This is a genomic window from Neobacillus nitrireducens, from assembly GCF_030915405.1.
Classification (GTDB): domain Bacteria; phylum Bacillota; class Bacilli; order Bacillales; family Cytobacillaceae; genus Neobacillus.
The window spans coordinates 4517240-4531643 of the sequence record NZ_CP133262.1; the positions used below are offsets into that span (position 1 = coordinate 4517240).

Annotated in this window: 12 protein-coding genes; 10 read left to right on the forward strand and 2 right to left on the reverse strand. The window is 40.1% G+C overall.

Annotated features, from left to right (window positions below):
• Nucleotides 1-3: 3 nt before the first annotated feature.
• The 3 genes from queA to yajC are packed head-to-tail and all read left to right on the forward strand — an operon-like array spanning nucleotide 4 to nucleotide 2523.
• Nucleotides 4-1032: a tRNA preQ1(34) S-adenosylmethionine ribosyltransferase-isomerase QueA gene (gene queA / locus RCG22_RS21950; RefSeq protein WP_308104710.1), complete on the forward strand. Its 1029-nt coding sequence runs from the start codon at nucleotides 4-6 to the stop codon at nucleotides 1030-1032.
• Nucleotides 1033-1059: 27 nt separating this feature from the next.
• Complete coding sequence (gene tgt / locus RCG22_RS21955) at nucleotides 1060-2199, forward strand: tRNA guanosine(34) transglycosylase Tgt (RefSeq protein ID WP_098259647.1); 1140 nt, start codon at nucleotides 1060-1062, stop codon at nucleotides 2197-2199.
• A 30-nt stretch (nucleotides 2200-2229) separates the two neighbouring features.
• Nucleotides 2230-2523 (forward strand): preprotein translocase subunit YajC, encoded by a 294-nt coding sequence (gene yajC / locus RCG22_RS21960; protein ID WP_098259646.1) that lies wholly within the window; start codon nucleotides 2230-2232, stop codon nucleotides 2521-2523.
• 91 nt (nucleotides 2524-2614) lie between these two features.
• On the opposite strand, the gene RCG22_RS21965 is transcribed toward yajC, so the two are convergent.
• Nucleotides 2615-2977, reverse strand: a complete 363-nt coding sequence (locus RCG22_RS21965; RefSeq protein ID WP_308107223.1) for a TIGR04086 family membrane protein — start codon at nucleotides 2975-2977, stop codon at nucleotides 2615-2617.
• A gap of 263 nt (nucleotides 2978-3240) precedes the next feature.
• Between RCG22_RS21965 and RCG22_RS21970 the strand changes: the two genes are divergently transcribed.
• Nucleotides 3241-3900 (forward strand): DUF421 domain-containing protein, encoded by a 660-nt coding sequence (locus tag RCG22_RS21970; RefSeq protein ID WP_308107224.1) that lies wholly within the window; start codon nucleotides 3241-3243, stop codon nucleotides 3898-3900.
• A 224-nt stretch (nucleotides 3901-4124) separates the two neighbouring features.
• On the opposite strand, the gene spoVB is transcribed toward RCG22_RS21970, so the two are convergent.
• Complete coding sequence (gene spoVB, locus RCG22_RS21975; protein ID WP_308104711.1) at nucleotides 4125-5672, reverse strand: stage V sporulation protein B; 1548 nt, start codon at nucleotides 5670-5672, stop codon at nucleotides 4125-4127.
• Nucleotides 5673-5809: 137 nt separating this feature from the next.
• On the opposite strand from spoVB, the gene RCG22_RS21980 reads away from it, so the two are divergent.
• The 6 genes from RCG22_RS21980 (at nucleotide 5810) to dtd (ending at nucleotide 14375) form a co-directional block, all read left to right on the forward strand.
• Entirely contained in the window at nucleotides 5810-6106 is a 297-nt protein-coding gene (locus tag RCG22_RS21980) for a post-transcriptional regulator (protein ID WP_308104712.1), read from the forward strand.
• A gap of 145 nt (nucleotides 6107-6251) precedes the next feature.
• On the forward strand, nucleotides 6252-8516 hold the full coding sequence (secDF, locus tag RCG22_RS21985; protein ID WP_308104713.1) for a protein translocase subunit SecDF: 2265 nt from the start codon (nucleotides 6252-6254) through the stop codon (nucleotides 8514-8516).
• Between the two features lie 160 nt (nucleotides 8517-8676).
• Entirely contained in the window at nucleotides 8677-11040 is a 2364-nt protein-coding gene (recJ, locus tag RCG22_RS21990; RefSeq protein WP_308104714.1) for a single-stranded-DNA-specific exonuclease RecJ, read from the forward strand.
• Nucleotides 11031-11543 carry an adenine phosphoribosyltransferase gene (locus tag RCG22_RS21995; RefSeq protein ID WP_308104715.1) on the forward strand — a complete coding sequence of 171 codons (513 nt, stop codon included), beginning with the start codon at nucleotides 11031-11033 and terminating at the stop codon, nucleotides 11541-11543. The genes recJ and RCG22_RS21995 overlap by 10 nt, the downstream gene beginning before the upstream one ends.
• Nucleotides 11544-11719: 176 nt before the next feature.
• Entirely contained in the window at nucleotides 11720-13918 is a 2199-nt protein-coding gene (locus tag RCG22_RS22000) for a RelA/SpoT family protein (RefSeq protein ID WP_308104716.1), read from the forward strand.
• Nucleotides 13919-13931: 13 nt separating this feature from the next.
• Nucleotides 13932-14375, forward strand: coding sequence for a D-aminoacyl-tRNA deacylase (gene dtd, locus RCG22_RS22005; RefSeq protein WP_308104717.1), 444 nt, complete (start codon nucleotides 13932-13934; stop codon nucleotides 14373-14375).
• Nucleotides 14376-14404 lie beyond the last annotated feature (29 nt).

The window sequence follows — 14404 nt, forward strand, 5'->3', positions numbered from 1 at the left end:
ACTATGAAGGTAGATTTGTTTGATTTTCATTTGCCTGAGGAATTAATTGCACAGGTTCCGCTTCAAAACCGGACCGACAGCAGATTAATGGTCCTAGATAAGGATTCGGGCGAGATAAAGCACGAAGTTTTTAACCATGTGATAGAATACTTGCGTGAAGGAGATTGCCTTGTCTTAAATGATACAAAGGTGCTTCCTGCACGTCTTTTTGGTGTCAAAAGAGATACAGGTGCCAAAATTGAAGTCTTACTCTTGAAGCAGTTGGAAGGGGATCAATGGGAGACACTGATCAAGCCTGCAAAAAGAGTCAAAGAAGGAACCGAAATTGATTTCGGTGAGGGTCTTCTTACAGCAGTTTGTACGGGGACCTCGGACCATGGCGGGAGAATATTAGATTTTAAATATGAAGGCATTTTTTATGAAGTTCTTGACCGATTAGGTGAAATGCCGCTGCCGCCATATATCAAAGAGCAGCTTGAAGACCGGGATAGGTACCAGACCGTGTATGCCCGTGAGCCTGGTTCAGCCGCAGCACCGACAGCAGGTCTTCATTTTACAGACAGCTTACTGAAGGCGATTAAAGAAAAAGGTGTTCACATTGCCTTTATCACCCTTCATGTAGGGCTGGGAACCTTCCGTCCTGTAAGTGTGGATGATGTCTTGGAACACGATATGCATTCCGAATTTTATATTGTTACAGAAGGGACAGCACGTTTGCTCAACGAGGTAAGGAACAAAGGTGGCAGAATTATTACAGTTGGGACGACCTCTACACGAACCCTTGAAACGATTGCCTCTGCCAATGACGGACGTTTTATCGAGGGCAGCGGCTGGACCAATATATTTATTTATCCAGGCTATGAATTTAAAGCGATTGATGGCATGATAACAAACTTTCATTTGCCAAAATCTACTTTGATTATGCTCGTCAGTGCGTTAGCAGGCAGAGAGCATGTGCTACATGCCTATCAAACAGCCGTTTCTGAGCGGTATCGTTTTTTTAGCTTTGGCGATGCGATGTTGATCATCTAGGTTTTACCCAAGGAAGGAGAAAAAATATTGACTGCAATTCGTTATGAATTAATTAAGACATGTAAACAAACGGGGGCACGGCTTGGCAGAGTCCATACCCCGCACGGCTCGTTTGATACCCCGGCATTTATGCCAGTGGGAACGCTGGCAACGGTGAAAACCATGTCCCCCGAAGATTTAAAGGAAATGGGAGCGGGGATTATCCTCAGTAACACGTATCACCTTTGGCTTCGTCCTGGGCACGAAATTATTAAGGAAGCCGGCGGATTACATAAATTTATGAACTGGGACCGAGCCATCCTTACAGATTCGGGTGGATTTCAAGTTTTTAGTTTAAGTGAATTCCGTAAAATTGAAGAAGAAGGCGTTCATTTCCGTAATCATATGAGTGGGGAGAAATTATTTTTATCACCAGAAAAGGCGATGGAAATTCAAAATGCCCTCGGTTCCGATATTATGATGGCCTTTGATGAGTGCCCGCCATTTCCTGCCACCTATGAATATATGCAGAAGTCCGTCGAGAGAACCTCAAGATGGGCAGAGCGTTGTTTAACTGCTCACGGCCGCCCAAATGACCAAGGTTTATTTGGGATCGTCCAGGGCGGAGAATATGAAGAGCTCCGTAAGCAGAGTGCGAGAGACCTAACGTCCCTTGATTTCCCTGGTTACGCAGTAGGGGGGTTATCTGTAGGCGAACCTAAGGACGTGATGAATCGTGTGCTCGAATTCACAACCCCGCTTTTACCTTCAAATAAACCGAGGTATTTAATGGGTGTCGGGTCACCGGATTCATTAATTGATGGCTCGATTCGTGGAATTGATATGTTCGACTGCGTGCTGCCGACACGTATAGCTAGAAATGGGACGTTGATGACCAGCAATGGGCGTCTTGTTGTAAAAAATGCACAATTCACGAGAGATTTTGGTCCATTGGATGAAAATTGTGATTGCTATACTTGCCGAAATTACAGCCGTGCCTACATTCGTCACTTAATAAAATGTGACGAAACATTTGGAATTCGTTTAACGTCTTACCATAATCTCTATTTTCTGTTAAGATTAATGGAGAAAGTCAGACAAGCCATCTTAGAAGACCGGCTTGGTGATTTTAGAGAAGAATTTTTTGAGCAGTATGGTTTTAACAAGCCGAATGCGAAAAATTTCTAATAGATGTTACATTGAAAGGAGGGAAACAATATGTCTGGAGGAATTGGTACAATCATTCCATTAATATTAATGTTTGTGTTATTTTATTTCCTATTAATTCGCCCGCAGCAAAAGCGTCAAAAAGCGGTTCAGAAAATGCAATCTGATTTAAAAAAGGGTGATAAAATCGTTACGATTGGTGGATTACATGGTTTTATAGATTCAATTGATGACAATAAAGCTGTAATTAAATGTGGAGACGGCAGCCGTCTAACATTTGACCGTAATGCCATTCGTGAAGTCACTGCGGATGCAAGTGAAGGCAGCGTCAATCTAACAAAATAATGGCAAACGAAAAAGGAAGCCGTCCTGGATGGCTTCCTTTTGCTATTAAATGTCTATCTCCAGCACCTATGGGCGCTTCTGCTTTTCTATATTAAGCCGATCTCCTTGAATTGTTGGTAGAAATGTTTACCCCTAAAATTCCTCCCATCATCGCAATTAATGTGTAGCAAGTATGATAAATTACTTGTTCAGCGTCAAACAGGCGATCATATCCTAAGTATTGGAATAAAAAGACAACTAACGAGTAGATGAGTCCCGTTAATCCGCCAATCAGCCAGCCCTTTTCTTTTCTTTTCCCACCAGATAAAAAACCGCCTCCGAATAGACCGATGAATGATAAGGCCGTGATGACGTATTGTAGTGATACTTCACGAGCAGACGTAAACTTGAGAATAAACGCAAAAATTAGGCTGCATATCACGGCAAAAACAAGAATAAAAATTAATCCGTAAATAATTGAAGTGCCAAAGCTTTTTGATTCGATTTTAACTCTCCCCCTTCAGTTGCCTTTAGGCTGGCAAATAATCTTAAAACTAAGTCCTGCCAGACCCTAGATACAAGTTTCATTCCTAGTACAAGCGTATTCGTAAAAGGTGAAAAGTAGAATGAATTTTCTTGAATTTTTCCAATAGAAAAGGGGGTTGGTATTTTATACCGCTAATTTTTCTCCGCATAATGCAAACAATATCGTTGAACGTAAAAAAAGGGGCGACGGTTGTGGAAGATTATTTAATGATTGTGTTTCGAACGCTATTTTTATATGCAGTTATTCTAATCATTTTTCGATTAATGGGGAAAAGGGAAATTGGTGAATTAAGTATCCTAGATTTAGTTGTATTTATTATGATTGGTGAGATGGCTGTTGTAGCGATTGAAAGAGTACATACACCCTTGTTCCAGGCTGTTGTTCCAATGGTTTTACTGATGCTTGTTCAAATAACACTAGCCATTATTTCATTGAAAAGCAAAAAATTTCGTAATCTAGTTGATGGGCAGCCAAGTATTATCATTAACAGGGGGAAAATAGATGAGAACGCCATGCGGAAGCAACGTTACAACTTTGATGATCTCATGACCCAGCTCCGTGAAAAGAACATTCGCAGTATTGCAGACGTGGAGTTTGCGATCTTAGAATCCTCTGGGAGTTTGTCTGTTATCGAAAAATTAAAAGATAGTAATGAGGAACCACAACAGGGGGATATTACCATCCCTTTGATACTCGATGGTAATATTGAAGAGGATAATTTGAAAAGAATTAACAAAACGAATCTCTGGCTTCGGCAAGAGTTGAAAAAAAAAGGCTATCGCGATGTAAAAAAAATCTCATTTTGCAGTTATGAAAACGGGAAATTCTTTATTGACTTACAAGATGAATGAACAAAAGACACGCTAAGATTGCGTGTCTTATTTGTTCAAAGATAAGAAATTATCATTTTTAGACTTTGAAAATTGTCCAGCTCCAGCGCCCTAGCGGCTAGTGTCCTTCGCTCTCCGCCCTACGATAAGTCAACATCGAATCGCCTCTGGCTCTTCGTGTTTCCTTTATCTCAGTTGGAGCGCTCCAGGCCATACGCCGCTGAACAGGGCGCTTACGCTTTTCTTTATGCTATCAAGTTCCGAAGCCATGGGATCCGTTTAAGCTCATCTTTTTTAATAAGTCCTAACAATATAACCATTACGAGATAGGAAGTGGACATGGCTGCTAAGGAAAATAATACCCTAATCGTTAACGGTTGATTAAGGAAGATGTGTGCAAATAACCAATAGCCTAACCAACCTGTCCCACCCATGACCAGGAATCCTTTCAAATAGTCACGAATGTAAAATGAGAAAGAAATCGTTTTTAATACTGTAGCAAAATGAAGAATGGTGACCAAAACAAAGCCCACCAAAATTCCTAAGGCCACCCCGTTTATTCCAAATTGCGGTTGTGAGGCCAGCAAAAAAATCACAGCTGTTTTTACGATAGCCCCAATCAGACTATTAATCATTGCTGCTCGGGCCAGATTTAATGCTTGAAGAACAGCTTGTAACGGTCCTTGATAGTAATAGAATAAGAAGAAGGGGGCCATCAGTCTAATAAAATAAGAGCCCTTCGCAGAGCCATACATGAGCTCCATCAATGGGTCAGCTAACACATATAAAATGACAACGGCTAGTCCACCTGAAATGAAGGCAAAGCGCAATGCTTGCTGTAATCGGTGTTCAATTAATGGTTTGTTGTTTTGCGTATTGGCTTCGCTAATCGCTGGAACAAGTGATGTAGCTAAAGAAAAAGTGATGAAAGACGGTAACATCAACAGTGGCATCGCAAATCCAGTTAAGGCACCATATTGTTTAGTGGCTTCAACAGTGATGACACCCGCAAGCGCTAAGCTATGAACGACCACAATTGGTTCAAAGAACCAGGCCACCGAGCCGATCATTCTGCTCCCCATTGTTGGTAAAGCAATATCCATCAAATCTTTGAAGGTTTGTTTCCCGCTGTGAACAAATTGAAAGAAATTTTTCCTCAGTCGAAAACGTTTTTTTAATTTAAAAGCCGTCATTAAGTAGACGAGTGAAACAAGTTCTCCGATTACCGAGGAAACCATTGCCGCAGCAGCTGCATATTCAATTCCATAAGGAAGGAACGCTTTGGTCATCACCGCTATCAAGGTGATTCTCACAAATTGTTCTAAAATTTGTGAGATAGCTGACGGCCTCATGTTTTGTCTGCCTTGAAAATAGCCTCTTAGCACCGAAGAAATTGCAATCACAGGAACAACAGGAGCTATGGCAATTAATGGATAAAAGGTTCTTGGGTCAGTAAACAATGTCTTGGATAAAATAGGTGCAAGTAAGATTAATGCCGGGGTGAAAATAATGGATAAAGAAATAGTTGTCGCTAGGGATACGACAAGAATTTTTTTAATTTCAGCAAAATTTCCTTTAGCTTCCGCCTCAGCCACATTTTTTGAAATAGCAACAGGCAGCCCTAATTGGGTAAGCGTCACGACAAGGATGAATGTAGGAAACGCCATCATGTATAAACCAACGCCTTCTTCCCCAATACTTCTTGCTATTACAATCCGATTAATAAAACCAAGGACCCTTGTTACAAGGCCTGCGATTAAAAGGATAAAAGTCCCCTTTAAAAACTTCGACATTTAGGTTCCCACCTTCTCAAATAAGAAGAATTCATATACAATTAACTATATGCCTAAGGGTGGACAAAGCATGACAAGTAGTAAAAGCTTTTTGCAAGGATCAATTAAATTGGGAGAGTCCCAAGGAGGCAGTCATTATGGATAATAGTCATAGATTCGAGCATTTCCGCACCCAGGTTCAACCAGCATTAGAAAGTAAACTTGCGGAGTTTCAGTTGCTAGGGATTGATTTAGTAACGGAGAAGGAGCTTTGGGATTTTTTAATAAAGAAAAAGTGGAAAAAGGTAAAGGGAGAAATGAAACTGTACGAAATTATCCAAGAAATACTGTCTGTAAAGGCAAGTGATTATATTAGTTTTGCAACGATAGAGGAATATAAATCGACTGAATTCTCATTCAATGATGAAAATGAGTTGAAAGAGCTGTTAAAATAAAAAAAGCCATTTTTATTCATATTATTGTAAATTGACAGTCATTCCAACTTCTTTCATAATGAAGGAAGTGACTTTTTTGTTATTTTTAAATAAGGATTATACGTTACAGTGCTAAGGCACATGCACTAAGGAGGAGCAATACATAATGGTAAAGCGCAGTAGAATCGTTGCTTTCTTTCTTGTCGTCCTAATTATCGGAAGTACAATGGGAGCAACAACAAAGAACATCTTGAACAATATGAAGCTCGGTCTAGATCTGCAAGGTGGATTTGAGGTCTTGTACGATGTTAAAGAAGCTAAGAAAGGTCAAAAAATTGACAAAGAGGTACTGGCAAGCACAGCTGAGGCACTTGATAAGCGTATAAATGTCCTTGGTGTAAGTGAGCCGAGTATTCAAATTGAAGGAAAGAACCGAGTTCGTGTTCAGCTTGCCGGGGTTACTGACCAGAATAAAGCTCGCGAGATTCTTTCTACACAGGCAAATCTAACTTTCCGAGATGCTAACGACAAATTGATGATGGATGGTTCTGACTTAAAACAGGGCGGTGCTAAACAAACTTTTGATGAAAATGGAGCACCAAGTGTCTCTTTAACATTAAAGAGTGCGGATAAATTCCGTAAGGTGTCCGAACAAATTATGAATATGGCACCAAATAATGTTCTTGTTATTTGGCTTGATTTTGAAGAAGGAAAAGACTCTTTTAAAGAGGAAGTAACAAAAGCAAACCCTAAATTTTTATCAGCTCCAACTGTAAAACAAATATTTAATCAAAATACAGTTTCGATTGTTGGAAGTTTCACTGCTAAGGAAGCTCAAACCTTGTCATCGCTCCTTAATGCTGGTTCATTACCGGTTAAGTTAAAAGAAGTGTATTCTACCTCGGTGGGAGCTAAGTTCGGGGAACAAGCGTTACATGATACGGTTTTCGCAGGAATTATTGGTGTTATCCTTATTTATTTGTTTATGATTTTCTATTATCGTTTCCCAGGTCTTATTGCTACCGTTACGTTATCCATTTATATTTATCTGGTCTTACTAATTTTCGATTGGATGAATGGGGTTCTAACCTTGCCGGGAATTGCCGCAATTATTCTCGGAATCGGTATGGCAGTTGACGCCAATATCATTACTTATGAACGGATTAGAGAAGAACTAAAGGTTGGCAGAACCATTAAATCAGCGTTCCAGGCTGGTGAACAGCATGCTTTTACTGCCATACTTGATGCAAACTTAACGACAATCTTAACAGCATGCGTGTTATTCTTCTATGGGACTAGCTCTGTTAAAGGGTTTGCAACGATGTTAATCGTGAGTGTTCTTATGAGCTTTCTCACGAATGTTTATGGTGCAAGGCTATTACTTGGGTTATGGGTCCACAGTGGTTTACTTAATAAAAAACCGGGCTGGTTTGCTGTCCGCAAGTCCCAAATTAATTCCATTAACGATAATGTAGATACAATGGATCTACCAACTCGATTTGATAAAATTGATTTTGTGAAACTAAGGAATAAAATATTTATCCTATCGGGAGTTCTTCTTGTTGCAGGTGTTATCATTATTGCTATTTTCCGTATGAATTTAGGAATTGATTTTTCTAGTGGAACTCGTGTAGAGGTTCAATCCAATACACCTTTAACCACTACCCAGGTTGAAAATGCTTTTACCAAACTTCATTTAACTCCGGATGATGTCGTCATTTCCGGTGAGAAAAAGCAAATTGGGGCAGTTCGAATGATTGGGGTACTGTCAAAAAATGAAATCTCTACTTTAAAAGCAGATTTTAAAAAGCAATTTGGCTATGAGCCGAATGTTAGCACAGTTTCTCCGACGATTGGAAAAGAGTTAGCGAAAAATGCCTTTTTTGCTGTCTTGTTTGCATCAATTGGTATTATTCTCTACGTTTCGATTCGATTTGAAGCCTATATGGCAATCGCAGCGATTGCTGCAATCCTTCATGATGCCTTTTTCATGATTGCTATTTTCAGTATTACAAGACTCGAGGTAGATTTAAACTTTATCGCGGCGATTTTGACGATTATTGGTTACTCCAACCATGATACGATTGTTACCTTCGATAGAGTTCGTGAGAATATGCAAAAGAAAAAGCGGCTTAAAACAGTTCAGGATATTGCTGATGTGGTAAATATAAGTATTCGTCAAACATTAACTCGGTCATTTAACACCGTTTTAACCGTCCTTATTACGGTCGTTTGCTTAATGATTTTTGGAAGCCCGTCGATTCGGAATTTCTCCATTGCCTTATTCGTTGGATTAATTGTCGGTGTTTATTCCTCCGTCTTTATAGCAGGTTCTTTATGGTATGTCTTGAAATGTAAGGAGCTAAAGAAGAAAGGCGTTATTAAAACGGTAAAAGAGAAAAGGAAATACTCTGATCAACCACAAGTATAAGTTAAGTTGAAAACCGCAGAAATCCTGCGGTTTTTCTTTTGTCTAGCTCCGGCGCCCAGCGACTAGTGGACTTCGCTAACCGGGCGCCTCCGCTTTTCTTTTGATTGAAAGCTGATTCACACTCCTGTATAATAAGAAGGTCTGAGGGGTGAACATACACATGTTAAGTTCGAAAACAAGATGGATTGTTCGTAAATCCGATGAGCAACTTATCAAAATGCTTGAAACTGAATTAAAAATTACACCTCTTGTAGCTTCACTGCTAGTTAACCGTGGCATTAGTACCGTTGAGTCTGCACGGTATTTTTTATTTGGAAAAGAAGAATTCCACGATCCCTTTCTTTTAAAAGGAATGGATATTGCAGTTACGAGAATTCGTGAAGCCATCGAAAACCAAGAGCCGATTCTCATTTTCGGCGATTACGATGCTGATGGAGTGAGCAGCACTTCCGTATTAATGATGACGCTTCGTGATCTTGGTGCCAATGTTCAATTTTACATCCCTAATCGTTTTACCGAAGGATATGGTCCGAATGAAGCTGCATTTCGGAAAGCAGCGGATAATGGAATAAATTTAATTATTACTGTGGATACTGGAATATCAGCTGTCCATGAAGCAACCATTGCCAAAGAGCTTGGAATAGATCTAATCATTACTGATCACCATGAACCAGGTCCAATCTTGCCAGAAGCGCTTGCGATCATTCATCCCAAGCTTCCTGACAGTATTTACCCGTTTCGTGAATTAGCAGGTGTGGGTGTAGCTTTTAAACTTGCCCAGGCCCTCTACGGAGAGGTTCCAGAGCATTTGTTGGAAATTGCTGTGATTGGGACCATTGCTGATTTAGTCTCTCTAACAGATGAAAATCGCCTGATTGCCAAAAAAGGACTTGAAAGGCTAAAAACAACAAAGAATATCGGGCTTAAAGCCATTTTAAAACTGGCAGGGGTTGACCCCCTGTCGATAAATGAAGAAACGATAGGCTTTACCCTTGCGCCAAGGATTAATGCCGTCGGTCGGTTAGAAGACGCTGACTTAGCCGTTCAGCTTATCTTAACGGATGATCCACTCGAAGCTGAAAGCCTTGCAGCGGAAATGGATGCCCTCAATAAGTCAAGACAGTCGATTGTTAATACGATTACGGCTGAGGCGATGGAAGAGGTTGAAAAGAATTTCCCAATCGATTCTAACAAAGTTTTAGTCATCGGCAAGGAAGGCTGGAACGCCGGGGTTATTGGAATTGTTGCCTCAAGGCTGGTTGAAAAGTATTACCGGCCCACAATCGTCTTGAATTTTGACCCAGAAAAGGGAGTGGCAAAGGGTTCGGCCCGAAGTATTGCCGGATTTGATTTATTTAAGAATTTATCAACCTGCCGTGATATTTTGCCACACTTTGGCGGTCACCCAATGGCAGCTGGGATGACCTTAAACTTAGAGAATGTTACGGAACTCCGCTCAAGGTTAAATGCACTGGCAGAACAACAACTTACTGCTAAGGATTTAATTCCCGTAACGTATCTCGATGAGGAAATTCAACTGCAAAATGTAAATCTTTCATCATTAGATGAAATGAGTCTTCTTGCTCCTTTTGGTGTAGATAACCCTAAGCCAAAAGTTTTAATAAACCATGTGGATATTACGAGTATTAGAAAAATTGGCAGTGAGCAAAACCATTTAAAGGTATTAGTGAATGAGAAGGGTGCAAACCTTGATGGGGTAGGCTTTGGTTTAGGACACTTAGTGGATCATATCTCACCAGCATCAAAAATTTCGTTAATTGGAGAATTATCTGTTAACGAATGGAACAATATACGTAAACCGCAAATTTTTATCCACGATATTGCAGTAGAGTCTTGGCAATTATTTGACTATCGCGGACAGAAGCGGATCAACAACCTTTCAAATGCTGTACCAGTTGAAAACAGGAAATTTATCATTTTTAATCAAGAATATCTTGAAAAAATAAACCCGAATCTGATGGCTGATACTATTTTAATAAAAGATATCGAAGCGGCAAAGGCTTTCAAAGGGAACAAGGCAAATATTGTTCTGGTTGACTTTCCATCATCTAAAGAAATCCTCGAGGTTTTGTTAAGCGGGACACAGCCTGCAAGAATTTATGCATATTTTTATAAAGAATCCAGTGATTTCTTTAGTACCATTCCGACCCGTGACCATTTCAAATGGTTTTATGCTTTTCTGTTAAAAAAAGGGCCGATGGATCTAAAACGTCATGGAGACGAACTGGCGAAGCAGCGCGGTTGGTCGCAAGAAACGATAAATTTTATGTCTAAGGTGTTTTCTGACCTGGATTTTGTTACAATAAACAATGGCTTTATAACTTTGAAAACCGGAGCGCAAAAGCGTGACTTAACGGACTCTCGAACCTATCAAATAAAACAAGCACAATACGAACTTGAAAGGGAATTATTGTTTTCATCCTTTCAGGAATTAAAGAGCTGGTTCGATCTAGTAATTCAAGAGTCGGTTGAAACTGAGGAGGCAATTTCAGAATGGATTTAAAGGATTATATTACAATCGTGCCAGACTGGCCAAAAGAAGGAATTAAATTTAAGGATATTACCCCATTAATGAATAATGGTGAAGCATATAAATATGCTACAGACCAAATCGTAGCTTACGCGAAAGAGAGACAGATTGATCTTATCGTTGGACCAGAAGCCCGTGGATTCATTATCGGCTGTCCTGTCTCCTATGCCTTAGGTATAGGTTTTGCTCCCGTTCGTAAAGAAGGGAAGCTTCCAAGGGAAACCATTAAGGTTGGTTATGGACTTGAATATGGGAAAGATATATTAACCATCCATAAGGATGCTATTCAACCAGGACAACGTGTCCTAATTACGGATGATCTGTTAGCTACCGGGGGAACCATTGATGCGACGATTCAATTAGTGGAGCAGCTTGGCGGCGTTGTTGCCGGGATTGCATTCTTAGTTGAGTTAAGTTATTTAGAGGGTAGAAAAAAGCTCGATGGTTATGATGTTTTAACATTAATGCATTATTAAACCATTTAAGAGGGCACTCGAGAGCCGAGTGCTCTCTTTATATAATAAAAAACATCTCAATCTCTTTACATCTTGGCTATTTTTTTCGATAATAGTAACAATCCCTCCTATTAAGGACAAATTTTTGATGAATGACATTTATATAAATAAAATGAGACGAAAATAAAGGTGATTTCATGGCGAATGATCAAGTGTTAACAGCCGACCAAGTCATCGACAAAACTCGGAATTATTTAAATGATGAGCATGTAGAATTAGTGGAAAAAGCATACGAATTTGCAAAAAATGCTCATCGTGAACAATATCGAAAATCGGGCGAACCGTACATTATTCATCCAATCCAGGTGGCCGGAATCCTGGCTGATTTGGAGATGGATCCTGCCACGGTTGCAGCAGGTTTTCTTCATGACGTCGTTGAAGATACGAGTGTATCCTTAAAAGATATCGAGTCCTCTTTTAATGACGAAGTGGCGATGCTTGTCGACGGCGTAACAAAATTAGGGAAAATTAAATATAAATCTCACGAAGAACAGCAAGCAGAAAACCACCGGAAAATGTTTGTGGCAATGGCTCAGGATATCCGGGTCATTCTTATTAAGCTTGCCGACCGATTGCATAATATGCGGACACTTAAACATCTTCCTGTAGAAAAGCAGCGTCGGATTTCAAATGAAACACTTGAAATTTTCGCCCCTTTGGCACATCGTCTTGGTATTTCTAAGATTAAATGGGAATTGGAAGATACTGCTTTAAGATATTTAAATCCGCAGCAATATTACCGGATTGTTAACTTAATGAAAAAGAAACGTGCGGAACGTGAGCAATATTTAGTGGATGTCATTGAGGAAGTAAAGCACCGAATGGGTGAAGTGTCCATTAAAGCGGAACTTTCCGGACGTCCAAAGCATATTTATAGCATTTACCGAAAAATGGCTTTGCAAAACAAGCAGTTTAGTGAAATATATGATTTATTAGCCGTACGAATTGTCGTAAACAGCATTAAGGATTGCTATGCAGTCCTAGGAATTATTCACACTTGCTGGAAGCCTATGCCGGGCCGTTTCAAGGATTATATCGCGATGCCGAAGCCTAATATGTATCAATCCTTGCATACAACCGTCATCGGTCCTAAAGGGGACCCGCTAGAGGTGCAAATTAGAACCTATGAGATGCATCGAATCGCTGAATTCGGGGTTGCTGCACACTGGGCATATAAAGAAGGCAAAGAAGCACTGAATGAAAGTACTTCTTTCGAACAAAAATTGACCTGGTTCAGGGAAATTCTTGAGTTCCAAAATGATACCGCCAATGCGGAAGAATTTATGGAGTCATTAAAGATCGACTTATTTTCCGATATGGTGTTTATATTTACCCCAAAAGGTGATGTCATTGAATTGCCGTCTGGTTCTGTTCCTATTGATTTTGCCTATCGAATCCATTCTGAAATTGGCAATAAGACGATAGGTGCAAAAGTGAATGGCAAAATGGTGACGCTAGACTATCGGCTTAAAACTGGTGATATCATTGAAATCCTTACATCGAAACATTCATACGGTCCAAGTCAGGACTGGTTGAAGCTAGCGCAAACATCGCAAGCGAAAAACAAAATCAGGGCCTTCTTTAAGAAGCAGCGCCGTGATGAAAATGTCGATAAGGGCAAAGAGATGGTTGAAAAAGAAATTCGTAGTATGGAGTTCGATATTAAAGAAATATTGACTTCAGAGAATTTGAAAAAGGTTGCCGAAAAGTTTAATTTTTCTAGTGAGGAAGATATGTATGCAGCGGTTGGTTATAATGGTGTTACGGCCTTGCAGGTTGCTAACCGTTTAACCGAAAAATGGCGTAAAAAGAGAGATCAAGAACAAAGCTCGAATATTTCGAATGCTATAACGGATCTCAAAACCTTTCCATCTACAAAAAGACGTGAATCTGGTGTTCGAGTTTCCGGTATTGATAATTTACTGATTCGGTTATCAAGATGCTGCAATCCAGTTCCGGGTGATGAGATTGTTGGTTTTATTACTAAGGGCCGCGGGGTATCTGTTCATCGTTCGGACTGTACGAACATCGACTCGAATGATGCGCAGCAAAGGTTGATCCCAGTTGAATGGGAATCTTCTTTAAATGACCGGAAAGAATATAATGTCGATATTGAAATTAGTGGATATGACCGTCGTGGGGTTCTGAATGAAGTGCTTCAAGCGGTAAATGAAACGAAAACAAATATTTCTGCCGTTTCCGGTAAAACAGATCGAAATAAAATGGCAACGATTAACATGTCGATAGCCATTCACAATGTAGCCCACTTGCAAAAGGTGGTTGAACGGATTAAACAGATCCCGGATATCTATTCTGTACGTCGAATGATGAATTAAGGAGTTTCAAAAAATGCGTGTAGTTGTTCAACGAAGTAAGGCTGCCAGCGTGACCGTTGGCGGGGAAGTAACCGGTCAAATATCAAAGGGGTTCGTTTTACTTGTTGGTGTTACCCATGCTGACAAGGAAGAGGATGCTGTCTATTTAGCCGATAAAATTGCTAACCTCCGTATTTTTGAAGATGAGAATGAAAAGATGAACCTGTCATTATTTGATGTTGGCGGTGAAATTCTGTCAGTTTCGCAATTTACCCTTTATGGGGATTGCCGCAAGGGCAGGAGGCCAAACTTCATGGATGCCGCTCGACCAGACCAAGCTGTTCAGCTTTATGATTTTTTTAACAGCTTGCTGCGGGAAAAAGGCATCCGTGTAGAAACCGGCATCTTCGGTGCGATGATGGATGTTGAACTCATTAATGATGGTCCTGTGACATTGATTCTTGATAGTAAAGCATAAAAAAGGCTTGGCACTTTAGTTTAAGTGCT